The following is a 23,540-nucleotide window of genomic DNA, read 5'->3' as shown; positions in this document are numbered from 1 at the left end:
GAGAGCAAGCCTTGGTGGGAGGCAGCCTGCTGGCGATGGGTGCTCGCGGCAAGCACCCATCGCCAGCAGGCTGGCTCCCACCTCAGTAGGCGCCGCCGCAGTAGGCTCCCACCTCAGTAGGCTCCCACCTCAGTAGGCTGGCGGCTCAGGCGGCTCAAGAGGCGCGGGCGAGCGCGCGGCGCTCCCGCCGCCGTGCCTTGCGGGTCTTCCAGCGCTCCGACAGGCAGGCAAAGATCACGTACAGCGCGGGCGTCGACAGCAGGGTAAGGCTCTGTGAGATCACCAGGCCGCCGATCATGGCGATACCCAGCGGCCGACGCAGTTCGGAACCCTCGCCGAGACCGATCGCCAACGGCGTCGCGGCGAGGATCGCCACCATCGTCGTCATCATGATCGGCCGGAAGCGGACGAGACACGCCTCGCGGATCGCCTCCTTGTACGACAGCCCGTGCTCGCGCTCCGCCACCAGGGCGAAGTCGATCATCATGATTGCGTTCTTTTTCACGATGCCAATCAGCAACACCAGTGCAATCATGGCGATGACGGACAGCTCGGTATCGGTAATGACGAGCGCGGCGAGCGCGCCCACGCCGGCTGCCGGCAGCGTGGAAAGAATGGTCACCGGGTGGATCAGGCTCTCGTAGAGCATACCCATCAGCAGGTATACGGTGACGATCGAGGCGAGGATCAGCAGCGGCATGTCGCTCTGAGACTGCTGGAAACGACGGAAGTCGCTGCCGGCTTCGAGGCGGATGTCGCCGGGCATGCGCATGCCGTCCTTGGTCTTCTGAATGATCTCCATCGCCTCACCCATGCTGACGCCCGGGGCGAGATTGAAGCTGACGCTCATGCTCGTGTACTGGTCCTCGTGCACGATCTGGGTCGGCGCCAACCCGGGCTCCTGTCGGGTCACGGCGGTGATGGGCACCATGGCGCCGGAACTGGAACGTATGTAGATCTGATTCAACGATTCCGGCGTCGCCGCCATCTGCGGCAATGAATTCACGATGACGCGGTACTGGTTGATGTCGGAATAGATCGTGGACACCGCGCGCTGACCGAAGGCGTTGTAGAGCGCACCGTCGATATCGCCGATGGCAACGCCGAGACGCGCTGCAGTGTCGCGGTCGATCACGATGTTCTGGCGCAAGCCCGCGGCATCGATGTCGCTGCCGACGTCCTTCAACATCGGATTCTTCTTCAACGCATCGACCAGCTTGGGCAGCCAGGTCTGCAACTCGCCGCTGTCGTTGCCCTTCAGCGAGACCGAATACTGTCCGCCCTGCGTGTTGCCACCACCGCCACCGGTCGGCAGGTCCTGGATCGGGCGCAGGCGCAGATTGAGGTCGGGATATTTGTTCGCCTTGGCGGACAGTCGATCCAGCGCGACGAAGGTGCTGTCCTTGCGGCCTTCCGCCATCGTCTTGAGTTCGATGTTGAAGAAGCCGCTCGATCCGGTACGGCTCGTGCCAAGGCGCGAACCCACTGCTTTCACGTCGGGATCGTCAAGCAGCATCTGCGTCAGTCGGGCCTGGCGCACCTTCATCTCACCGAACGACACCGTGGAACTGGAGGTGGCTCGCGCGCCGATCAGGCCGGTGTCCTGCGGCGGGAAGAAGCCGCTCTTCACCATGCCTGCGAGTGCGATGGTGATGCCGACCAGGACCAAGGGCGTGAGCGCCATGAGCAAGGCGTGGCGCAAGGTCCAGTCGAGCGCACGGCGGTACATGCCCAGCATGCGTTCGTGCATCCGCTCCAGAGCGCGCCCGAGGCGCGACTCCGGTGTGTCGTCCTTGTGCGCCGTGAGGAAATGCGCGCACAGCGAAGGCGTCAACGTGAGCGAGACCAGCGCGGAAACGATGATCGCCGCCACCAGCGTGACGGTGAATTCCTTGAAGAACATGCCGAAGATGCCAGGCGCGAGCAGCAACGGAATGAACACCGCCACCAGCGAGCCGGTGATCGAGACGATGGTGAAGCCGATCTCGCGAGCGCCGAGCAAGGCCGCCTCGAATCGAGGCACACCCTCGTCCATGTGGCGGATGACGTTCTCGATGACGACGATGGCATCGTCGACCACGAAGCCGATCGCGATCACCAGCGCAAGCAGCGTCAGGTTATTGAGCGTATAGCCGAAGGCATACATGACCACGAACGCGCCGGCGAGTGACAGCGGAACGGCGAGGCCGGCGATCACGGTGGGTGCCAGGCGACGAAGGAACAGCGCCATCGTCATGATGACCATGGCGAGGCTGATCAACAGCGTCGCCTGCACTTCGTGCAACGAGGCACGAATGGTCGGCGTGCCGTCGAAGAACGAGTGCAGCTTCACACCCGCAGGCAGCCAGGTCTGCATGACCGGAATCTGCGCCTTCACCCGATCCACCGTCTCGATGACGTTGGCGTCGGACTTCTTGTAGACGTACATCAGGATGCCGGGGCGACCGTTGAACCAGGCCGCCTGGAAGGCATCCTGCTGGCCGTCGTACACCTTGGCGATGTCGGACAGGCGAATCGGCACGCCGTCCTTCACGCCGATGATGAGTTTGGCGAACTCCTCGGCCGTGTGCAGAGAGTCGGTCGCCGTCACCGCCATGGTCGTCTGCCCGTCGCTCAGGAAACCCTGCGGCGAGGTGACGTTGGCGGCGGTGAGCGCATTGCGCAACTGGTCGGGCGACAGCCCCATCGAGTTGAGCGCGCGCAGGTTCACATCCACGCGGATGGCCGGCGTGGCGCTGCCGGCGATGTCCACCGTGGCAATGCCTTCCTGCTGGCGCAGGCGCTGGGCAAGGATGGAATCCGCGAGGTTGTAGAGCGCGGTGGGCGCGACGGTGTCCGACGTCAGCGCCAGCACGATCACCGGATCGTCGTTGGGATTGGCCTTGGTATACGAAGGTGCATTGAGCAGGCCGGACGGCAGGTCAGGCTGCGCCGCATTGATGGCCGACTGCACGTCGCGCGCCGCGGCGTCGATGTTCGTGCCGTTCTGGAAGAACAGCAGCACGAAGGTGCTGCCTTCCGAACTGTTCGAGCGCATGGACTCGACGCCAGGCACCTGGCCGAGATGGCGTTCCAGCGGTGCGGCCACGGTGGAGGCCATGGTGCTGGCGTCCGCACCCGACTGCTGCGCCTGCACGAAGATCGCCGGGAACTGAATGTTCGGCAGCGCCGACACGCCGAGCAACGCGTAGCAGATGATGCCAATCACGAACACGCCGATCGCCAACAGCGACGTACCGATGGGGCGACGGATGAACGGACCGGAGATATTCATGGTGCGCAGTGACTTAAGGTGAGCGCGGCAGCGCAGGGCATCCCATGCCTAACGCGCCAGCCGGAAAAAGGTTTCGCCGGACGGTGAACCGTCCGGCGAAGAAGGGGGTGGCTTGGATGCCTGGCTGCGCCATCAGCTCGCGACGTGGGGCTCGCCGCCGTGAGCCAGTGCGCGTCGTCGCTTGCGCTCGGCCAACCATTCGGAGAAGCGTTCCATGTACAGGTAGATCACCGGCGTGGTGTACAGCGTGACCAGCTGCGAGAGCAGCAGACCGCCGACAATCGACACGCCGAGCGGCTTGCGCAGCTCCGAGCCGATGCCGTTGCCGAGTGCCAGCGGCAACGCACCGAGCAGCGCCGCCGCCGTGGTCATCATGATCGGGCGGAAACGCAGCAGACAGGCACGGCGGATGGCGTCTGCCGCATTCATGCCCGTGCGCTTCGCCTCGATCGCGAAGTCGATCATCATGATCGCGTTCTTCTTCACGATACCGATCAGTAGCACGATACCGACGATGCCATCGACGGAAAGGCTCATGCCACACAGCAACAAGGCGAGCAGCGCGCCGACGCCTGCGGGCGGCAAGGTCGAGATGATCGTCAGCGGATGGATGTAGCTCTCGTAGAGCACGCCCAGCACGATGTAGATGACGATGATCGACGCCAGCAGCAGAAGCACTTCGTCGCCTACCGAGGACGAGAACTCGGCAGCCTTGCCGATGAACTGTCCGCGCACCTGCGGCGGGAAGTTCAGTTCCTTCTCCACTTCGTGAATGGCGTCCACGGCGGAGGACAGCGAATACCCCGGCGCGAGGTTGAACGAGACGGTGACGGCGGGCAGCTGCTGCAGATGGCTGACCACGAGCGGTGCGCTGGTGACCTGCGCACTGGCGAGCGCCGCGAGCGGAATGGTGCCGCCCGCGCCCACCTGGAAGCCCACGTTGCCGGTGTTGCCAATGCCTGCCGGCGTGGCCGAATTGCTGGACGCCAACTGGCCGAAGCTGGTGGCATTCGAGCCGGTCAGCGCACCGTTGCCGTTGCCGCGCACGGTCAGCTTGTTGAGCAGGTCCGTGCTGGTGCGGTACTCCGGCGAGACCTCCAGCACCACACGGTACTGGTTCAACTGCGTGAAGATCGTGGAGATCTGCCGCTGCCCGTACGCGTCGTACAGCGTGTCGTCGATCGTCTGCACCGGCACACCGAGGCGGCTGGCGCTGTCGCGGTCGATGGTGAGCTTCAAGGCGTTGCCCTGGTCGGCGAGATTGTTGTCCACGTCAGCCAGTTCGGGCCGCTTGCGCAACGCCGACGTCATCTGCTGCGCGTAGCCGGCCAACTCGGTCGAGTTCACGTCGGACAGCGAGTACTGGTACTCCGTCGCGGAGACCTGGCTGTCCAGCGTCACGTCCTGCACGGGTTTCAGATAGAGCGCCACGCCAGCGATCTGCGACGCCGCGCGTTGCAGGCGCGGCAGCACCTCGTCGAGACCGCCGCGTTCGCCGCGCTCCTTCAGCACCAGCGAGATCTGACCCTGGTTGAGCGTCGGATTGACCGAGCCGGCACCGATGAACGCCGCGACGCCCGCGACGGCCGGGTCCTTCGCCAGCGCGTCCGCCACGGCCTTCGTGCGCCGCTCCATCTGCGGGAAGGCGACGTTCTGATCGGCCTGCACCACGGCCGTGATCAGGCCGGTGTCCTGCTCGGGCAGCAGTCCCTTCGGGATCACGATGTACAGCACCACGGTCAGTGCCACGGTCAACGCCGCCACGATCATGGTCAGCGGGCGATGGGCAAGTACCCAGTCGAGACTGCGACCGTAGCCATCGACGATGCGCGACCACGCGTTGTGCTTGCCCGATGCCGCAGCGTGCTCGTGCGCGTCTTCGGCGTCCGGAAGCTGGTCCGCCTTGAGCAGGTAGGCGCACATCATCGGTGTGAGCGTCAGCGACACCAGCATGGAGATCGCCACCGCGATCGTCAGCACCCAGGCGAACTCGTGGAACAGGCGACCGGTGACGCCCGGCATCAACAACAGCGGCAGGAACACGGCGATCAGCGAGACGGTCAGCGAGAGCACCGTGAAGCCGATTTCCTTTGCGCCGACCTCGGCCGCCGTCTTGGCGTCCTGCCCCTGCTCGATGTAACGGACGATGTTCTCGATCATCACGATCGCATCGTCCACCACGAAGCCCGTCGCGACGGCGAGCGCCATGAGCGATAGGTTGTCCAGCGACATCCCGGCGAACGCCATCACGCCGAAGGTGCCCATCAGCGACAGCGGTACCGCTACCGACGGAATGATCGTTGCCCACAAGCGGCGCAGGAAGACGAAGATCACCGCCACCACGAGGCAGATGGTGAGGATGAGCGTGAACTGCACGTCCTCCACCGAGGCGCGGATGGTGATGGTGCGATCGGAGAACACCTTGAGGTGCACGTCCGCGGGCAGCACCTTCTGCAGATCCGGGATCGTCTGGCGGATCTGCTGCACCGTCTGCACGATGTTCGCGCCGGGCTGACGACGGATATCGAGCAGCACTGCGGGCTTGCCGTTGGCCCACGCGGCGAGCTGGTCGTTCTCCACGCCGTCGACCACGTTCGCCACGTCGGAGAGCCGCACCGGCGCGCCGTTCTTGTAGCTGATGATCGTGCTCTGATAGTCGGCCGCATCCACGAGCTGATCGTTTGTGCCGATGCTGTACGACTGCGTCTTGCCGTTGAGCGTGCCCTTGGGCGCGTTGACGTTGGCCTGGGTGAGCGAGGCGCGCACGTCCTCCATCGTGAGCCCGAGGTTCGCGAGCTGCGCCGGATTCACCTGGATGCGCACGGCCGGGCGCACGTTGCCGGCGATGGACACGAGACCCACGCCCTGCACCTGCGCGAGCTTCTGCGCGAGGATGGAGTCGGCGTAGTTGTTGACGTCACGCAGCGGACGCGAGTCCGAGGTGAGCATCAGCGTCATGATCGGGGCATCCGCCGGATTCACGCGGTTGTACACCGGCGGATACGGCAGATTGTTCGGCAGCGTGCCGCGGGCCTGGTTGATGGCCGCCTGCACGTCCTGGGCCGCAATGTCGATGTCGCGGTCCATGTTGAACTGCAGGATGATCGTCGACAGACCCGCCGACGAGTCCGAGCTCATCATGTTGAGGCCGGAGATCTGACCGAAATTGCGTTCGAGTGGCGTGGTCACCAGCGCCGCCATGGTGCTCGCACTGGCGCCCGGATACTGGGTAGTGACGACCAGGCTCGGCGCGTCGATCTCCGGCAGCGCCGACACCGGCAACTGGCGGTAGCCGAGAATGCCGAGCAACAGCACTGCCACCATCAGCAGCGAGGTTGCGATCGGTCGGCGAATGAAGAGTGTCGAGAAACCCACGTTCTAGTCCTGGTGTCGGGACCTTGCGGTCCGTGGCCGGCGCGCCCGTCGTGGGCGCGCCGTGCATCGTCAGCCGCCCCGGCGTCCGCCCTTGCCCTGCTGGCCCTGCTTGGCCTTCTGCAATTCTTCCGCCGTCGGCGCGGCCGGTACCTGGCCCGGGGCCAGCGGCTGCACCTTGGAACCCGGCTTCAGGCGGAACTGGCCTTCGGTGACGACCTTTTCGCCCAGCTTGAGGCCCTTGCCGATCAGCACGTGGCTGTCGCCGACTTCGGTCGCGGTTTCCACGGGCTGCATCTTGACCGTGTTGTCGCCCTGCACGAGGTACACGTAGTCGCCATCCGGGCCACGTTGCACCGCCTGCGCGGGAACCACGAGGCCGTTCTTCACGGTACGGACCTTGAGGCGCGCATTGACGAACTGGCCGGGCCACAGCTCGGTGTTCTGGTTGTCGAACAGCGCACGCAGGCGGAACGTGCCCGTGGTGGTGTCGATCGTGTTGTCGATGACGTCGAGGTGGCCGGTGGACACCACATGCGCATCGATGCGGTCCAGCGCATCGACCAGCAGGGGCGTGTCGCCCTGCTCGCGGATGGAGGTGCGGACGAGATCGAGGTTCTTCTCGGGCAGGTTGAACGTCACGTAGATCGGGTGGACCTCGGTCAACGTCACGATCGTGTCGCCCGTGGCCACGATGTTGCCGACGTCGACGGCGCGGATGCCGGCAAGACCGGTGATCGGTGCGATCACCTTGGTAAAGCCCAACTGCACCTGCGAGGCGCGGATCGAACCCTGGTCCGCGGCCACTGCGGCGTTAGCCTGATCGAGCGTGTTCTTGAGGTTGTCCAGATCCTGCTTGGACACATACTGCTGGCCGCCCTTGCTGACCAGGTTCTGCGAACGCTCGAGGTTGTTCTTCGCCGTGGCGACAGCCGCCTGGTCCTGGCGCAGCTTCGCCACGGCCTGGTCGTACTGCGACTGGATCGTGCGCGGGTCGATCTCCGCGATCACGTCACCGGCCTTCACTTCCTGGCCTTCCTGGAAGTTGAGCTTCATGAGCTGGCCGCCGACCTGGGGTCGTACGACCACCGAATTACGCGCCTGCGCGGTACCGGTGGCCGTGAGGTAGACGGGGACATCCTGGGCGACCACAGGCACGACCGTGACGGGCACCGGTGGCTGGTCCGTACCCTGCCCATCGCCATTGGCCTTGCCGGCCTGCCCGTTGGCGCCGCCATGGCCGCCCAGACGGGGAACGATGAAAATGCCCGCGATCACCACAACAACGATGACGGCCAGCGCGATCTTCCAAAAACGCGACATGCAACACTCCCAGATGAATAACGGCCGGAGACCGGGTCCGACCGATGCGCCTTGCGCCGCGAGGGGTTATACCTCGCCGACATGAACCTTAGGACGGCGCCAATATAGGTGTAGGGGAACGGCATTGAACAATGCCGGTTGACAGGGGTACAGCATGACTGACGGCATGTCTCCCGCCTGCGGACCGCCCGTTTTGGAGCGGACGGCAGACCGCTGACTCGCGCGGAGGTTCCGTTATACTCCTGAAGTTCGACGCCGCTTGGGGAGACTCCCTGACGGCCGGCAGGCAGCCGGAACCCGGGGAGGGGGACGGCCCACCCAAAATCAGTGGAGTCAATGCGTGAGCGGTTCTCCGAGCAAGTCCGACCAGAACTTCATGCGTCAGTTCTCGTGGCTGACCGCCGGCCTGAGCGTGTTGGCCGTGATGTTGATGGTGATCGCATACACCATCTACAGCCACATTCCGAAGGAGCAGGACCCGGCCGTAGCCAAGCGGACCGAGGCGCGCATCGCGCCGGTGGGCGGCGTCTATGCCGGCGACACCGGCCGCGCAGCCATGCTGGCCGCCCAGGAAGCCGCCGCCAAGGCCGCCGCCTCGCAGGTCGCCTACGGCGGCAGCACCGACGGCAAGACGATCTACGACAACCTCTGCCATAGCTGCCACACGGCAGGCGTGGCCGGGGCGCCCAAGCTGGGCGACAAGGCAGCATGGTCGGCGCGCATCGCTCAGGGCATTGCCACCCTGACCAAGCACGCGATCGAAGGCTATAACGGTCCGGACGGCAACCACATGCCGGCCAAGGGCGGCAATCCTGCCCTGACCGACGAGCAGGTGAGCAACACCGTCAAGTGGATGGCCGATCAGGTCAAGTAAGCGCGTCGCGCTCCGCCACCCAGCCTGCCGCGAACGCGCGCAGGTCGGGAAAGAATCGGGCAAAGGCATCTTCGAGCGCGCTGGCCTGCGCGACCAGCACCGGTACCCCGTCCGCGACGGGGTTCGCTCGCGACAACCGCTGCGATATCCCCGCGAATGCCCCTTCCACGCGCTCGATCCGGGCATAGCCCGCCGGCAGGTCGTGCCTCTCCATGTAGGCAAGAAAACGCTTCAGGCCGTCGGGCAACAAGGGCGCTGCCGAGTGCATCTCGCCGCGCAGTCCGTTGGAGAAGGTCGCCAGCGGCACGTCGCTCCATGCCGGAAAATCGCGCGCCAGCAGATGATCGAACCAAACGTCGAGCAGGATGCCGGCATAGCGGCGGAACGGGGCTGGCAGCCGCTCTCGCGCCGCAGCCACCTCCGGATGCGCGTCAGTGAAAACGTCGATGGCGCGATGCAGGCGGATGCCGTCGCGCACCCGCGACGGCAACGAGGGATCGGGCGTTCCCCTGACGAAATCGCCCATCACACCACCCAGGCGCAACGCCGGATCGTGGCCGGCCAGCAAGGCATGCGCGAGGACGTTCATCGCGCGGCCCCGCCGCGAGGCATACGGCCAGCGGGTATCATGACGGACATGAACGATCTTCTACCTACAGCGCCGGAAAGCTTTCCGGACGAGAGCATGAGCTTCGCGCTCGACGGCCCCGCGGGCAAGCTCGAATGCGAAGCGCACGCCGCCGCGCCTGACGTGGCCCGCAACGCCATCGCCGTGATCTGCCACCCACTCTCCACCGACGGCGGCAGCATGCGCAACAAGGTGGTGACGATGATCGAGCGCTCGCTGCGCGAGTCGGGCGTCGACACGGTCATCTTCAACTTCCGCGGCGTTGGCCACTCTGAAGGCACCTTCGACCACGGGCAGGGTGAAAGCGACGACCTCGCCGCCGTGGTGGCCTGGGCACGCAAGACAAGCCCCACCGCCGCACTGTGGCTGGCCGGCTTCTCCTTCGGCAGCTACGTCACCCTGCGCAACGCCGTGCGCCTGGATGCCGCCGCGCTCATCAGCATTGCGCCGCCAGCGGCCGGTCGCGGCTGGGATTTCGGACCGATCGAGCTGCCGTCGTGCCACTGGCTCGTCGTGATGGGCGACGCGGACGAGATCGTAGAGCCGCAGGCCGTCTACGACTGGATCGATGGCCTTCCGGAAGGCCGCAAGCCGCAACTGGTCCGGATGGAAGACACCAGCCATTTCTTCCATCGCCGGCTCATGGATCTGCGCGGGGCGATCAAGAACGCCGTCAAGGATTGGCTGCCGGGACCGCGCACGGCATGAACTGTTCGGAATCGACGCCCGGCGAACGCTACCGGGACGGCATCGCGGGCCACCGCTGGGAGTCCGACCCGGCCCAGTTGCCGGTAATCGCAGAGTTCGACCGCCTGCACGCCGCATTGTGCGCACCACAACCAGCCCAGGTCGGTGGCCTGTTCGGTCGCCTGCGCAGCATGCTCGGCAACGAGCCGCGCACCGCAGTACCCGGCCTCTACCTGTGGGGTAGCGTCGGCCGCGGCAAGACCTTCCTGATGGACCTGTTCGTCTCGAGCCTGGCGCCCGGCCTCGCGCTGCGCCGTCACTTCCACCGCTTCATGCTCGAAGTGCACGCGATGCTGCGCGAACTGGGCGAGCGTCAGAACCCCCTGGACGAAGTGGCGGAACGACTGGCGGCGAAGTGCCGCGTGCTCTGCCTGGACGAATTTCTGGTCTCGGACATCGGCGACGCAATGATTCTCGCCGGCTTGCTCGACGGGCTGTTCGCACGCGGCGTCACCCTCGTGACCACCTCCAACACGCCGCCGCAGGGCCTCTACAAGGACGGCCTCCAGCGCGCCCGCTTCCTGCCCGCGATCGCCGCGATCGAGAAGCACTGCGTGGTTCACGAAATGATCTCGCCGCGCGATTGGCGCCTGCGCGCGCTGAGCCAGGCTTCGGTATACCTCGTACCACCCGGCGCGGAAGCGGAGCGCTCGCTGGCGAAGATCTTCGTCGCGCAAGCGCAGGGCGACGTCGTGGAAGGCGGCACCATGGATCTCAGCGGCCGCGAGGTCGCGGTGCGCAAGCGGGCAGAGAACATTGTCTGGTTCGATTTCCCGGCCCTGTGCGAAGGGCCGCGCGCTGTCGCCGACTACATCGAACTGGCCAAGGCCTATCCGGCGGTCATCCTGTCCAACGTGCCCCAATTCACTGTCTACTCCGAGAACGAGGCCAAGCGCTTCGTGCTCCTCGTGGACGAGTTCTACGATCGCCAGGTGAAGCTCGTGATATCGGCCGCCGCGCCGATCACCGAGCTTTACGACGGCGCCAAGGTACGCGCCGAGTTCGGTCGCACCGAGTCGCGACTCATCGAGATGCAGAGCGAGGACTACCTCGGCCGTGACCATAAACCCTGAACAGACGGTGGAGGGAGCCGGCTGCCGCTTTTTCCGCCGCCCCGCAAGCTAATCGAGCGGGCTTCCCGCGCCATCAGACGAGGTTACGCCATGGAACAATTCGAGCTGGTCCCGGGTCGCGGCATCCGCCGCGGTCATACCGACATCTTCTTCGGCATGCCACGCGCCAAGCTGCGCAACCAGCTCGACTGGAAGCCCGGCGGCGATTCGATGTGGGACGACGAAGACGAATACGCCGATGCCGAAGGTGCCGAGTGGCTGCGCCTGCGCTTTCTAGACGACAAGCTCTGCGACATCGAAGTGTTGAGGGGCAAGCTGGTCCACGACGGCATCGAACTGCGCGACACCGACATGGATACCTTGCGTGCCGAACTGACGCGCAAGGGCATGGCGCTGGAAAAAACCGAATGGCTCTCCGAAGGCCACGATTGCGTCGATCTGCAGATCGTGGTGGCATCGCAGGACGATATCGGCGAAGTCGGGAACGAGATCGCATGGGTCAGCACCAGCAGCGACTTCCGCGTCGAATGATCACGCACCTCGGCAGGGCTGCCCGCCGCGCCGGCATCGTGACCGGCGCGGTTGCCATGGTTCTGCTGGCGGCATGCGCCACTGCACCGCGCGTGCCGCCGCAACGCAGCTCGCTCGCGCACTGGACGCCCTCGCCGAACTACAACGCGCGCAAGGCGCAGATCATCGTGTTGCACCACACGTCCATCGGCAATGCGGCAGAGGCGCTGCACGTGCTGCGCACACGCAACAGCGAAGGCCAGGTGAGCGCGCACTATCTCGTGGAAGCCGATGGCCGCATCGATCAGCTCGTGGACGACGGCGATCGCGCGTGGCACGCAGGCGCGTCGCACTGGGCCGGCATCTCGGATCTCAACTCGTCGTCGATCGGCATCGAGATCGATAACGATGGCGAGTCGCCTTTCACCGAGCCGCAGATCCAGGCGCTGGTGCGGCTGCTCGCCGATCTGACCTCACGACTTGGCATACCCCGCGAAGCGGTGGTCGGTCATGGCGACATTGCGCCGGGTCGCAAGAACGACCCGAGCGTCAAGTTTCCTTGGGCCACCCTCGCTCGCTACGGTTTCGGCCTCTGGCCCGACGCCACGCTGATCCCCGCCCCGCCCGGTTTCGACAGCCTCGCGGCGATGCGCCTGGTGGGCTATGACGTCTCCAATCCGCGCAGCGCCATCATCGCCTTCCATCGCCATTACCGGGCCATGGAAACCGACACGCTCGACAACACCGACGCCGCGATCCTCTATTCGCTGCAGCGCAAGCTGATGGCGCCGCGTCAGTAGGCAAACGACGCGAACGCGGCGATCGTGCGCTCGATCGCCGCATCGTCCACGTCGAGGTGCGTCACCAGCCGGATCGACGGCAGGTAACCGATGCTCAGGCGCACGCCGTGCGCCGCCGTGTGCGTGGCAAGATCGGCCAGCCGCGCCGCCGGTACGTCCACGAACACCATGTTCGTATGGCAGCCCTTCACGGTGAGACCGTCGATGGTGCCCAGCCCCTCCGCGAGACGGGCCGCACGCGCATGGTCTTCGGCGAGGCGCGCCACGTGGTGATCCAGCGCATGCAGCGCTGCCGCGGCGAGCATGCCCGCCTGACGCCAGCCGCCGCCGGCCACCTTGCGCCAGCGCTTGGCCCGCTCGATCAGGTCCGTGCTGCCCAACAGGACGGAGCCCACCGGTGCGCCAAGGCCCTTGGAGAAGCAGACCGACACGCTGTCGAACCCGGCCACGACGTCGCGTGCCGGCCGTCCATAGGCCACCGCGGCGTTGAACAGGCGCGCGCCATCCAGATGGAACCCGAGACCACGGCGGCTCGCGAGTTCGCGCGCCTTACCCAGGTAATCGAACGGCAAGGGACGACCGTGCCAGGTGTTCTCCAGGGCGAGCAGGCGGGATCGCGCGAAATGCGGATCGATCGGCTTGATCGCGGCTTCGACCTTGTCCAACGGCAGCGTACCGTCCGCCTCCTGCGGAATCGGCTGCGGCTGGATGGAACCGAGCACCGCCGCGCCACCGCCCTCGAAGCGGTACGTGTGTGCGTCGGCACCTACGATGTATTCGTCGCCGCGCTCGCAGTGACTCATCAGCGCCAGCAGGTTGCTCTGCGTGCCCGTGGGGACGAACAGCGCCGCCGCGAAACCGAGGTCGGCGGCCAGGCGTTCCTGCAAGGCATTGACCGTCGGGTCTTCGCCGTACACGTCATCGCCTACCGGCGCACGCAGCATCGCTTCGCGCATGGCATCGGTGGGCCGGGTCACGGTATCGCTGCGCAGGTCGATCGTCTGCATGGTCGCATCGCATCGCTTGAAAGAGGACGAGGCATGGTACGCGACACGCCCGCCCGCTCGCGATGCCGCTACGCCGTTCACGATTCCATGCCCTTTTTCGCGGCATGCTCTCCCGCATGATTACCATCGTCATGGGCGTCTCCGGCAGCGGCAAAAGCACGATCGGCGAAGGTCTGGCCACGCGCCTCGGCATCCCGTTCGTCGACGGCGACAGCCTGCATCCGGAAGCCAACCGCGCGAAGATGGCCGCGGGCGTGCCGTTGGATGACGCAGACCGACAGCCGTGGCTTGAAGCCATCGTGGCGGAAATGGATCGCCATCGCGAAGCCGGTGACTCGTTGGTGCTGGCCTGCTCGGCGTTGAAGCGGCGTTATCGCGATTTCTTGCGGAGCGGGCACGACGACGTACGTTTCGTCTATCTGCGTGCGCCACGCGAACTCCTGGCCGAACGCCTAGGCCATCGTAGTGGCCACTTCTTCGACCCGCGTCTCCTCGACAGCCAGTTGGCGACCCTCGAGGAACCTACCGAGGACGAAGCCCTGCGGGTCGACGTGGCACTGCCGCCGGCTGAAGCGGTGGCATCGATCATTCGCGCGAACTGCTCGGCCTGAGGCCACGGTGAGCGGTGTGGGTGGCCCCGCCGCTCACACCGTGTTCTCATATTCGCTCCCCCGAGCTTTCAGGAACGCCCATGCAAGCCCCCGTCGACGCGGCGTTGGACGGCCGTCGCGCGGACACGACCGTGTTCAGCGTGCTCTTCGCGATCAGCTTTTGCCACCTGCTCAACGACATGATGCAGTCGCTGCTTCCGGCGATCTATCCGGGGCTCAAGGCGGACTTCCAGCTCGACTTCGGTCAGGTGGGTCTCATCACCCTCACCTACCAGATCACCGCCTCGATTCTGCAACCACTGGTCGGTCTTTACGCGGACCGCCGCCCCACACCGCTGGCCTTGCCGGGCGGCACGCTGTTCTCGCTCGCCGGGCTGCTCGTGCTGTCGCGAGCGCACGCCTATCCCGTTCTGCTTGCCGGTGCGGCTTTGTTGGGCATGGGTTCGTCGGTTTTTCACCCGGAATCATCGCGCGTGGCGCGCATGGCATCGGGCGGCCGGCATGGTCTCGCCCAGTCGCTGTTCCAGGTCGGCGGCAACGCAGGGCAGGCGCTGGGTCCGCTTGCCGCGGCACTCGTCGTCGTGCGTTGGGGCCAGTCGAGCCTCGCGTTCTTCGCGCTGCTCGCGCTGCTCTCGTGCGCAATTCTGTGGCAGGTCGGTCAGTGGTATCGGCACTATGGGCTACCGCGTCTCGCCCAGTCCGGGGCAAAGCAGCGCGACACCCCACCCGCGAGTGCCGAGGCACGTCGCGGCATCGCCGTACTGCTGGCCCTGATCTTCTCGAAGTACGTCTATCTCGCCAGTCTGACGAGTTACTTCACTTTCTATCTCATCCACCGCTTCGGCGTGTCGGTGGAGAACGCGCAGTACCACTTGTTCCTGTTTCTCGGCGCCGTTGCCGTGGGCACGGTACTCGGCGGGCCGGTCGGCGACCGCTTCGGTCGCAAGCGCGTCATCTGGTTCTCGATTCTCGGCACGCTGCCGTTCACCCTGATGCTGCCGCACGCGAGTCTGTTCTGGACCGCGCCCCTCACCATCGCCATCGGCTTGATCCTGGCCTCCGCGTTTCCCGCGATCGTCGTGTTCGCGCAGGAACTGGTACCGGGCAAGGTTGGCATGATCTCCGGTCTGTTCTTTGGCTTTTCGTTCGGTATGGGCGGCCTTGGCGCCGCCGTGCTCGGTGAACTGGCCGATCACATCGGTATCGAGGCGGTCTACCAGATATGCGCCTTCCTGCCATTGATCGGCCTGCTGGCCGCCTTGCTTCCGAACACGACGCGGCGCTCGTAGGCGCCGCGTCGTGACCCTGCCCTAGGGCAGCGTGTAGGCGATAACCCAGTCGCCTTGCTTCGTGCCCAGCGAACCGTGGCCGCCAGCTGTCACCAGGATGTACTGACGACCGGTGCTGTCGGCGTAACTCATCGGCGTCGCCTGACCACCCGCCGGAAGACGCGCTTCGAACAGCTTCTTGCCGGTGCGCACGTCGTAGCCACGCAGGTAGTAGTCCAGGGTGCCCGAGAGGAAGGTGACACCGCCTGCCGTGGTGAGCATGCCGCCGAGGCTGGGTACGCCCAGCGGCATCGGGATCGGCAACGGCGCACTATCCACGATCGTGCCGTTCTTGTGCCGCCACATCATCTTGCCGGTGCGCAGGTCCACACCGGCCACATAGCCCCACGGTGGCGCCTGGCAGGGAATGCCCAGCGGCGAGAGGAACGGCGAAAGCTCGATGCCGTAAGGAATACCTTCGGCCTTCTTCACGCCTTCGGTCTCGCTCTTCGCGGGCCCGACTTCCATCTTCGCAAGCACGTCCTTCGGAATCAGCCGCGACTGGAACGCCATGTAGCTCGGGTTGATGAGCATCAACTGGCGACTCGGGTCCACCGACACACCGCCCCAGTCGAACACGCCGAAATTGCCCGGGAACACCAGCGAGCCCTGCTCCGACGGCGGGGTGAACATGCCGTCGTAGCGCAGCGAGCGGAAGCGCACGCGGCACCAGAGCTGGTCGAGCGGTGTGGTGCCCCACATGTCCTTTTCGCGCACGTCCGGCGGCGCGAAATTGAGATCGGACAGCGGCTGAGTCGGCGCGGTGTGGTCGCCCGGCACGGCACCCTGCGGACGCGGCACCTCGCGGATCGGCACGATCGGTGTGCCATCGCGGCGATCGAGCACGTAGATGCTGCCCTGCTTGGTGGAAGCGATGACCGCGGGCTTCATGCCGTCGGCAGTCTGCAGATCCATGAGCGTCGGCTGGCCACCCACGTCCATGTCCCACAGATCGTGGTGGGTGAACTGGTAGTTCCACTTCACCTTGCCGGTGGCGATATCGAGCGCCACGATGCCCGCGCCATATTTCTCCGACGTGGGCGTGCGTCCGCCACCGAACTGATCGGGCGTCTGGTTGCCCATCGGCAGGTAGAGGATGCCGAGGTTCTCGTCCACGCTGAAGACCGACCACACGTTGGGCGAGTTGCGCGTGTACACGCCATCCGGTCCGATCGGTGCGGTGTCATCCGGCTTGCCGGGGTCCCAGTTCCACACGAGGTGACCGTCGTGCACGTCGTAGGCTCGGATGACGCCGGACGGCTCGTTCGTCGATTCGTTGTCGGTGACGTGGCCGCCGATGATGACGAGATCCTTCGTCACCGCCGGAGGCGAGGTGGAGTAGTAGCCACCCGGCGTGAACGGACCGATGTTCGTCCGCAGGTTGACCGTGCCGTGATCGCCGAAGTCATCGCACGGCTTGCCCGTATCGGCGTCGAGGGCGATCAGGCGCGCATCCGCCGTGGGCAGGAACAGGCGCCGCGGGCATGTCGTGGCGGCGATCGCGGTGGGCGTCGGCGCGACGGTGGCGGATGCTGCCGGCAGAGCAGTCGTCGCTGCCGCGGCAGGCGTGGCGGCTGCGTATTTCGCATCGTCGTGATACGACACGCCACGGCAGGTCATGTGTTCCCAATGCTTGAAACCGACCGGGCTCTGCAGCTTCGGATCGAACTCCCAGCGCTTCTGTCCGGTCGCCGCATCCACGGCGATCACACGGCTGTGCGGCGTGCACAGGTACACGGTGTCGCCGATCTTGAGCGGCGTGTTCTCGTCAGTCGTCTCGGTCGGATCGTCCGGTCCGGGCAGGTCGCCTGTCTGAATCTTCCACGCGACCTTCAACTGGCCCACGTTGTCGGGCGTGATCTGCTTGAGCGGCGAGTAGCGCTGCCCATAGGGCGAACCGCCGTAGTCGGTCCAGTCGGCATCGGGGCGAAGCGCGCGATCGCCCTGCGGGCCCGCCACTTCGTCCATCGGCAGATCGCCTCGGACGTCATGGTCCTTGTGCAAGGCGCCGGCGACACCGACCGCAGCGACGATCAACAACGCCACGAACAGGAAGCCGCCGCCTGTACCGCGCGCGGTCTCGTGGAGGTAGCGGCGGTTCAAGCCACGCCGCGGCCACGGCAGCAACAGCCAAAGACCGAGGGCGAACCAGATGTCGAGGCGCGGTAGCAGTTGCCACCAGTCGAGATGCACTTCCCACACCGACCACGCCGCCGTGCCGATCAGCAGCAAGGCGTAGAGCGGTACCGCGGCGCGCGAATGGAACAGCAGCAAAAACGCCACCAGCAGCGTGATCACACCGGCGGCGAGGTAATAGGGAGAGCCGCCCAAATGGACCAGCCATATGCCTCCCAGCAAGGTAGCGCCGCCGAACAGCGCGAAGACGATCGCTGTTATCAGCGTCGCTGGGTGGAATCTCCTGACTCGTTTCACTGCGGCCACTCTCCTGACATAAGGCCTCCCCCGTACCTCTTAGGGTGACCGTTCAGGCGTGAATCGCAGGTGGAGGGGCGCCACTCAGGCGACGTGCGCGGCGCAAGAAAATGCGCCGCGCACGTTTTGAACCAGGGACGACGCCTTAGGCGAACTCGGCCCAGGCGTCGGCATCCGCGGTGCTACCGGTGCGCTGGCCGAAGCGAAGATCGTGCGCGGCACGGTCCGGCGACGGCGCGCGTTCGGGCGCGTGACGCTGACCGCCGTCAACGGTGAAGAACGCCACCTGCTCGTGCAACGCCTTCGCCTGGTCCTGCATGGACTTGGCGGCCGCGGCGGCCTCTTCCACCAGCGCGGCGTTTTCCTGAGTCACCTGGTCGATCTGCGCAATCGCGAGGTTCACCTGATCCACGCCCGAGGACTGTTCGGCACTCGCCGCAGCGATCTCGGCGACGATGTCCGTCACCTTCTTTACGCTGTCGACGATACCGCGCAGGGCGGCCGACGACTGTTCGACCAGTGTCGTACCTGCGTCCACCCGCTCGCTGCTTTCCGCGATGAGGTGCTTGATGTCGCGCGACGCGGCCGCGCTGGACTGCGCCAGGCGACGCACTTCCGCTGCCACGACCGCGAAGCCACGGCCCTGTTCGCCGGCCCGCGCCGCTTCCACCGCGGCGTTGAGTGCGAGAAGGTTGGTCTGGAACGCGATGTCGTCGATCAGGCCGACGATGTCGCCAATGCGACGGCTGGAATCGCCGATCTGTTGCATGGCGCTCATGGCCTCGTTCACCACGGCGCCGCCCTTCTCCGCTTCGCCACGCGCATGTCGCGAGAGGCGATCGGCGGCTACGGCGTTCTCCGCGTTCTGCTTGACCGTGGCGGTCATTTCTTCCATCGACGCCGCGGTTTCTTCGAGGCTCGATGCCTGCTCCTGCGTGCGCTGCGACAGGTCGTCGTTGCCACGCGCAATCTGTCCCGATGTGGTGGACACGACGTGCGCGCTGTCCTGCACCTGCGTGACGATGGACGCGAGCGTGCCGCGCATGCGCTCCAATGCACCCAGCAGGCTGGCCGGTGCATAGTCCGCGGCCGAGGACGTGCGCAAATCGCCGCCTGCGATGCGGCCAGCGATGTCTACCGCGTCACGCGGTTCGCCACCCACGCTGGCGCGGATGCTGCTCATCGAAAACCACACGATCGTCAGCGCCAGCAACGCGATCAGGCCCGACTTGATGAGGCCGCTCGTGAGCTGCGCCGTAAAAGCGGCATCGATGTCGTTGAAATAGGCGCCCGTGATGAAATGCAGATCCCAGGGCTTGTACCAGGATGAATAGCTGATCTTGTCCCGCAGCTCCTTCGTCTTGGGCATGATCTGCGTGTAACGCGTCAGGCCGTGGCCATCCTTCGTATCCGCATTGAGCATGGCCTCGTAATGCCGGAAGCCCTTGCCGTCGGTATCGTCGCGAATGACCTTGCCGATATCGCCATGACGCAGCGGATGCAGGCGCATCGTCAGCGACGAATCGAAGGCGAAGATATAGCCGGAGTTATCCGACCAGCGCATGGCGTCGATCATCTTCAGCGCTTCGAGCCGCGCTTCCAGATCGCTCATTTCGCCCTTCTCTGCCCGAACTCGATAGGCATCGGCGATCGAGATGGCGCTCGTCACGTGCTGTTCGAGTGTGTCCTGCAGTTCGCGCATCTGCACCTTACGGCTGTCGACGGCCGACATGATCGTCTGCGACAAGAGCCCCAGCACGACGACCGCCATGACCATCCACACCCGCGTATTCAGCCGCGTGCGCCCGAACCAGTTTTCTATCGCCGACATTGCCGCTACCCCGTGAGTACCCCGTAGGCGTTGTAACGGCCGTGACACGCAGGACTTTACGAAAGCCTTGTGAACCGGGGACTTACCTTGATCTTTCTTAGTGAAGGCTTAGGTGGTGGCGACCGGAGCCCATCACGGTGTCCGGACCGCCAGGCAAGCCGACCACCGCTTCCGCACCCACCGGCACGACGACGTCCGCCTCGATCCTGCCGGCCACTTTGCGCCAGGCCACGGATGCCTCGCCGTAGGGCGTCACGACCGACGCCGACGCGCGCCCCAGAAAGGCAGTGAGCTTCGGCCGCACTTCGAAGCGCTGCCAGCCCGGCGCCAGCGGGCGCAATCCGGCCACGTCGGCATAAAGCCAGTCGTCGATCGTGCCGAGGAAGTAGTGCCCTCGCGAGCGCGAGGCAAGCTTCCAGTGCTCCCAAAGGCTGGTGGCGCCGTTCGCACGCCAGAATCCCCAACTGGGAAACGTAGTCTGCGTGGCAATCGCCCAGGCTTCGTCGGCGTGGCCGGTCGCCGTGAGGAAGGGCAGGAGCACCTTGGTCGCCAGCGCGCCGGTGTCCAGGTGATCGCCGCGCCCCCTCGCATCTGCCGCGACGCCTGCCGCTACACGCGTGATGAGATCATCCGGCACCAGACCGAATGACAGCGCCAGCAGGTTGTGCGCCTGGCGATACCCTCGGTCGCCTTCGCCCCGGTAGCGGGCCTGGCTTCGATCGAGAAAGCGTGCATTGAAAGCCTTCTTGACGACCTCCGCGCGTGCATCGAACGTCGTCGCCCTGGCGTCGTCGCCGAGCACGCGCAGCATGTCCGCGGTGCGCCGCTGCATGCCATAGAGATACGCGGTCGCCGCCACGCGCTTGTCCTCGGGTGCATTCTCACCAGCCGGGTCGGTCTCCGGGCTCACCCAATCGCCAAGCTCCGTGTCCGCGATACCGGCGGGCGAACGCGCGTCTTCCATCGCAACGTAACGAGCGATCCCTTCGATATGTTCTTCCATGGGACGTCGATCGCCTTCGTACAACCACAACCACCATGGAATGAAGACGTAGGCGGCATGCCAGGTAGGTGCGCGCACATGACCCCAGCCAGGGTTCGGCGCAATGAGCAAGGGTGCACCGTCGGTACCGCGCGTATCGGCGATGTCGCGCAGCCATTTCGCGAGCAGGCGATCCGCGTCCAGATTGCGCAGGAACATTTCCGTGCCCAGCATGCCGTCGCCCGTCCAACCGTTCTTCTCGTACATCGGCGTATCGGTGGGAATGCTGTGCAGGTTGTTGAGGATGGTGTCGACCGTGGCGTGGTGAATCCAGTTGAGCAAGGGCTGGTCGCTGTCGAACTGGCCGGTGATGGCGATGTCCGTATGCACCACTTGCGCGGTCACCGCATCGAGGCGGGGCTTGCCTCCCGGCCATCCATCCACCTGCACGTAGCGAAAGCCTTTGTACGAGAAGCGCGGATGCCAGCGAATGCGCTCCCCCGCGAGGATCATTCGATCGGTCTGGAAGCCGTTCTTGAAGTAATGGTGTTCATCGCGCGCATCGACGGTACCGTCGGCAAGCAGCTTTTCGCCATAGCGTGCAACGACGGTCGTCCCCGACGGCCCACTCACATCGAACGTGGCCCAGCCGGCGATCACGCGTGGGAAGGCGAACACATAGGTGCCCGGTACGGGCTCGGTCACTTCCGTGGCCGCGAGCGTATCGATAACGCGGACTGGCTGTTCTGTCTGCGCGACGAGTTTGCCGCGCGGCGCGGGCAGTTCGCTGGCCGGTGCCCACGCATCCGGACGCACAAAGCGTGCGTCGTAGATTTCGCCACCATAGAGATCGTCGAGCCGCGTCGGCCCGTCGGCCACCTGCCAGCTCGCGTCGCTGACCATGTCGGACACACGGCCATCGGCGTAGCGGATGCGCAGCAACGCACGCAGGCGCGGCTTGCCGTGCCACGGTGCACGTTCCCAATGCCAGACGTTCGGATTGGTCAGGCCGTAGAAGCCGCGGCCGAGTTCGGCACCGAGCACGTGCGTGCCAGGCGACAACGAGACATCCGTCGCCACGACCTCGACACGTTTGTCGTAGTCGGTGAAGCCCGGCGAGAGCACGGCGTCGCTCACCGGGCGCCCATCGATCGCCATGTCCGCGTAGCCGCCTGCGGCAACGTAGAGCGTCGCGCGTTTCACGGGCCCGTCGATCCGGAACGTCTTGCGCAACAGCGGCGCAGGAAGCGTGTCGTCACGCTTGCCGATCCAGCGGACGTCGTGCCACGCGGCCTCATCGAGCGCCGTATCGAAGTGCGAGGAGACCTCGGCGCTTCCGTCCGAGGTGCGAACGTCGACGCGCCAGTCGTAACGTTCGCCAGGCGACAGGGGTGCCCCGGCGTAGGCGATGTCGAATGGACGCGGGTCGTTCACCTCGCCGCTGTCCCACACCGTGCTTCCGTTACGTGACACGACCAGGCGGTAACCGATCTGCACGGTACCCGGCGCATCGCTCCGGACCACCCACGAAAATCGCGGCTGCTTCACATCCACATACGTGGGTGATTCGGCGCGCTCCACCCGTGGCGTGGCGAGCGTTATCGCGGCGTTCGCAACAGGGACGACGGCGAGCCAAGCGCAGGCGGCAAAGAGACGCAGGAGCAACGTGACGACCTCGGTGCGAGCCAGATAGCCGAGCATAGCGCGCAAGAACGCCGGCATGACACGCATGAAATCTGACTGTCATGCGTACGGGGCATGACATCGCGTGGACGGGACATGGACGTTTCGCTGCGTAAACAGGAGAGACCCTTCCCACGAGAGACCGCCCCCATGGCTCACGCCGCCAACCACGATCCGTACGCCATGCAAGATCCCCGCACGCAGTATCCGCAACCGGACTTCTCGAAGCAGCCGCAGCCGGCACCCGGCCTGGCGAAGGAGATGGTACCGAGGCCAGATCACGGCGAGACCAGCTATCACGGCAACGGCCGCCTGCATGGCCGCAAGGCGCTGGTGACCGGCGGTGACTCCGGCATCGGACGTGCTGCCGCGATCGCGTTCGCGCGCGAAGGTGCCGAGGTGGTCATCAACTATCTGCCCTCGGAGCAGAAGGACGCCGACGAAGTCATCGCGCTCCTCCGCGCCGAAGGCAGCAAGATCGTCGGCATACCGGGCGATCTCCAGAACGAGGCGTTCTGCAACGAGCTGGTCGCCAAGACCGTGAAGGAGTTGGGCGGCCTCGACATCCTCGCCAATGTCGCGGGACGCCAGCAGTATTCGAAGTCGATCGACGAACTGGACAGCGAATCGTTCCAGGCCACCTTCCGCACCAACGTCTTCGCGTTGTTCTGGCTGACCAAGGCCGCCATGCCGCACATGCCGCCGGGCGCCGCCATCGTCAACACGGCGTCGATCCAGGCCTATCAGCCGTCGGACATCCTGCTCGACTACGCGCCGACCAAGGCGGCTATCGTCGCCTTCACCAAGGCGTTGGCGAAGCAGGCCGCCGACAAGGGCATTCGTGTGAACGCGGTGGCACCGGGTCCGGTATGGACGCCACTGCAGCCGAGCGGCGGCCAGCCGCAGGAGAAGGTGGTGGAGTTCGGCAAGAACGTACCGCTCGGCCGGCCGGGCCAGCCGGTGGAGTGCGCACCGCTCTACGTGCTGCTGGCGAGCCAGGAAGCGAGCTTCATCACCGGTGAAACCTACGGCGTCACCGGCGGCAACATGCTTCCCTGACCCGC

Annotated in this window: 16 protein-coding genes; 8 read left to right on the top strand and 8 right to left on the bottom strand. The window is 65.6% G+C overall.

Going from position 1 to position 23,540, the window contains the following annotated elements; all coding sequences use genetic code 11:
• Nucleotides 1-154: 154 nt before the first annotated feature.
• From IM816_RS01450 to IM816_RS01440, 3 genes are all read right to left on the bottom strand, one after another.
• Nucleotides 155-3,274 (bottom strand): efflux RND transporter permease subunit, encoded by a 3,120-nt coding sequence (locus IM816_RS01450; RefSeq protein ID WP_250339497.1) that lies wholly within the window; start codon nucleotides 3,272-3,274, stop codon nucleotides 155-157.
• 132 nt (nucleotides 3,275-3,406) lie between these two features.
• Nucleotides 3,407-6,649: an efflux RND transporter permease subunit gene (locus IM816_RS01445; protein WP_250339496.1), complete on the bottom strand. Its 3,243-nt coding sequence runs from the start codon at nucleotides 6,647-6,649 to the stop codon at nucleotides 3,407-3,409.
• A 69-nt stretch (nucleotides 6,650-6,718) separates the two neighbouring features.
• Nucleotides 6,719-7,969 (bottom strand): efflux RND transporter periplasmic adaptor subunit, encoded by a 1,251-nt coding sequence (locus tag IM816_RS01440; protein ID WP_072323927.1) that lies wholly within the window; start codon nucleotides 7,967-7,969, stop codon nucleotides 6,719-6,721.
• Between the two features lie 376 nt (nucleotides 7,970-8,345).
• Between IM816_RS01440 and IM816_RS01435 the strand changes: the two genes are divergently transcribed.
• Entirely contained in the window at nucleotides 8,346-8,843 is a 498-nt protein-coding gene (locus tag IM816_RS01435) for a c-type cytochrome (protein WP_072324034.1), read from the top strand.
• On the opposite strand, the gene IM816_RS01430 is transcribed toward IM816_RS01435, so the two are convergent.
• A complete protein-coding gene (locus IM816_RS01430) occupies nucleotides 8,836-9,432 on the bottom strand; it encodes an acyl carrier protein phosphodiesterase (protein WP_250339495.1) in 597 nt (198 codons plus the stop codon). The genes IM816_RS01435 and IM816_RS01430 overlap by 8 nt on opposite strands.
• A 96-nt stretch (nucleotides 9,433-9,528) precedes the next feature.
• Between IM816_RS01430 and IM816_RS01425 the strand changes: the two genes are divergently transcribed.
• The 4 genes from IM816_RS01425 to IM816_RS01410 all read left to right on the top strand — a co-directional run bounded on the left by IM816_RS01425 (nucleotide 9,529) and on the right by IM816_RS01410 (nucleotide 12,601).
• Nucleotides 9,529-10,179, top strand: a complete 651-nt coding sequence (locus IM816_RS01425) for an alpha/beta hydrolase (RefSeq protein ID WP_425602602.1) — start codon at nucleotides 9,529-9,531, stop codon at nucleotides 10,177-10,179.
• Nucleotides 10,176-11,291: a cell division protein ZapE gene (gene zapE / locus IM816_RS01420; RefSeq protein WP_250339493.1), complete on the top strand. Its 1,116-nt coding sequence runs from the start codon at nucleotides 10,176-10,178 to the stop codon at nucleotides 11,289-11,291. Before IM816_RS01425 ends, zapE begins: the two co-directional genes overlap by 4 nt.
• A gap of 90 nt (nucleotides 11,292-11,381) precedes the next feature.
• Complete coding sequence (locus tag IM816_RS01415) at nucleotides 11,382-11,822, top strand: hypothetical protein (protein WP_250339492.1); 441 nt, start codon at nucleotides 11,382-11,384, stop codon at nucleotides 11,820-11,822.
• The gene (locus tag IM816_RS01410; protein ID WP_250339491.1) at nucleotides 11,786-12,601 is read left to right on the top strand and encodes an N-acetylmuramoyl-L-alanine amidase; all 816 of its coding nucleotides are present in this window, start codon (nucleotides 11,786-11,788) and stop codon (nucleotides 12,599-12,601) included. Before IM816_RS01415 ends, IM816_RS01410 begins: the two co-directional genes overlap by 37 nt.
• Here the strand turns inward: IM816_RS01410 and ltaE are convergent.
• Nucleotides 12,595-13,608 (bottom strand): low-specificity L-threonine aldolase, encoded by a 1,014-nt coding sequence (ltaE, locus tag IM816_RS01405; protein ID WP_250339490.1) that lies wholly within the window; start codon nucleotides 13,606-13,608, stop codon nucleotides 12,595-12,597. The genes IM816_RS01410 and ltaE overlap by 7 nt on opposite strands.
• A 116-nt stretch (nucleotides 13,609-13,724) precedes the next feature.
• Between ltaE and IM816_RS01400 the strand changes: the two genes are divergently transcribed.
• Together IM816_RS01400 and IM816_RS01395 are read left to right on the top strand one after the other, a co-directional pair.
• On the top strand, nucleotides 13,725-14,219 hold the full coding sequence (locus IM816_RS01400) for a gluconokinase (RefSeq protein ID WP_250339489.1): 495 nt from the start codon (nucleotides 13,725-13,727) through the stop codon (nucleotides 14,217-14,219).
• A gap of 80 nt (nucleotides 14,220-14,299) precedes the next feature.
• Nucleotides 14,300-15,508 carry an MFS transporter gene (locus IM816_RS01395; protein ID WP_250339488.1) on the top strand — a complete coding sequence of 403 codons (1,209 nt, stop codon included), beginning with the start codon at nucleotides 14,300-14,302 and terminating at the stop codon, nucleotides 15,506-15,508.
• A gap of 21 nt (nucleotides 15,509-15,529) precedes the next feature.
• Here the strand turns inward: IM816_RS01395 and IM816_RS01390 are convergent, their stop codons facing one another.
• From IM816_RS01390 to IM816_RS01380, 3 genes are all read right to left on the bottom strand, one after another.
• Nucleotides 15,530-17,980 (bottom strand): glucose/quinate/shikimate family membrane-bound PQQ-dependent dehydrogenase, encoded by a 2,451-nt coding sequence (locus tag IM816_RS01390; protein WP_250339487.1) that lies wholly within the window; start codon nucleotides 17,978-17,980, stop codon nucleotides 15,530-15,532.
• Nucleotides 17,981-18,125: 145 nt separating this feature from the next.
• A complete protein-coding gene (locus IM816_RS01385) occupies nucleotides 18,126-19,811 on the bottom strand; it encodes a methyl-accepting chemotaxis protein (RefSeq protein ID WP_250339486.1) in 1,686 nt (561 codons plus the stop codon).
• A 97-nt stretch (nucleotides 19,812-19,908) separates the two neighbouring features.
• A complete protein-coding gene (locus IM816_RS01380; RefSeq protein WP_250339485.1) occupies nucleotides 19,909-22,524 on the bottom strand; it encodes an alpha-L-rhamnosidase in 2,616 nt (871 codons plus the stop codon).
• Nucleotides 22,525-22,626: 102 nt separating this feature from the next.
• Here IM816_RS01380 and IM816_RS01375 point away from each other — a divergent pair, with 102 nt between their 5' ends.
• A complete protein-coding gene (locus tag IM816_RS01375; RefSeq protein WP_250339484.1) occupies nucleotides 22,627-23,535 on the top strand; it encodes an SDR family oxidoreductase in 909 nt (302 codons plus the stop codon).
• The last annotated feature ends 5 nt before the right edge of the window (nucleotides 23,536-23,540 follow it).

The sequence above is a fragment of the Luteibacter flocculans genome (assembly GCF_023612255.1).
Taxonomy (GTDB): Bacteria; Pseudomonadota; Gammaproteobacteria; order Xanthomonadales; family Rhodanobacteraceae; genus Luteibacter; species Luteibacter flocculans.
This window is presented reverse-complemented; position numbering and strand designations above follow the sequence as displayed.

What these genes read in the sequence shown, in the direction of transcription:
- zapE (WP_250339493.1), top strand. Translation starts at nt 10,176, where the DNA reads ATGAACTGTTCGGAATCGACGCCCGGCGAACGCTACCGGGACGGCATC.
- IM816_RS01375 (WP_250339484.1), top strand. Translation starts at nt 22,627, where the DNA reads ATGGCTCACGCCGCCAACCACGATCCGTACGCCATGCAAGATCCCCGC.
- IM816_RS01410 (WP_250339491.1), top strand. Translation starts at nt 11,786, where the DNA reads ATGGGTCAGCACCAGCAGCGACTTCCGCGTCGAATGATCACGCACCTC.
- IM816_RS01450 (WP_250339497.1), bottom strand. Translation starts at nt 3,274, where the DNA reads ATGAATATCTCCGGTCCGTTCATCCGTCGCCCCATCGGTACGTCGCTG.
- IM816_RS01395 (WP_250339488.1), top strand. Translation starts at nt 14,300, where the DNA reads ATGCAAGCCCCCGTCGACGCGGCGTTGGACGGCCGTCGCGCGGACACG.
- IM816_RS01400 (WP_250339489.1), top strand. Translation starts at nt 13,725, where the DNA reads ATGATTACCATCGTCATGGGCGTCTCCGGCAGCGGCAAAAGCACGATC.
- IM816_RS01435 (WP_072324034.1), top strand. Translation starts at nt 8,346, where the DNA reads ATGCGTCAGTTCTCGTGGCTGACCGCCGGCCTGAGCGTGTTGGCCGTG.
- IM816_RS01440 (WP_072323927.1), bottom strand. Translation starts at nt 7,969, where the DNA reads ATGTCGCGTTTTTGGAAGATCGCGCTGGCCGTCATCGTTGTTGTGGTG.
- IM816_RS01425 (WP_425602602.1), top strand. Translation starts at nt 9,529, where the DNA reads ATGAGCTTCGCGCTCGACGGCCCCGCGGGCAAGCTCGAATGCGAAGCG.
- IM816_RS01430 (WP_250339495.1), bottom strand. Translation starts at nt 9,432, where the DNA reads ATGAACGTCCTCGCGCATGCCTTGCTGGCCGGCCACGATCCGGCGTTG.
- IM816_RS01415 (WP_250339492.1), top strand. Translation starts at nt 11,382, where the DNA reads ATGGAACAATTCGAGCTGGTCCCGGGTCGCGGCATCCGCCGCGGTCAT.
- ltaE (WP_250339490.1), bottom strand. Translation starts at nt 13,608, where the DNA reads ATGCAGACGATCGACCTGCGCAGCGATACCGTGACCCGGCCCACCGAT.
- IM816_RS01385 (WP_250339486.1), bottom strand. Translation starts at nt 19,811, where the DNA reads ATGTCGGCGATAGAAAACTGGTTCGGGCGCACGCGGCTGAATACGCGG.
- IM816_RS01380 (WP_250339485.1), bottom strand. Translation starts at nt 22,524, where the DNA reads ATGCGTGTCATGCCGGCGTTCTTGCGCGCTATGCTCGGCTATCTGGCT.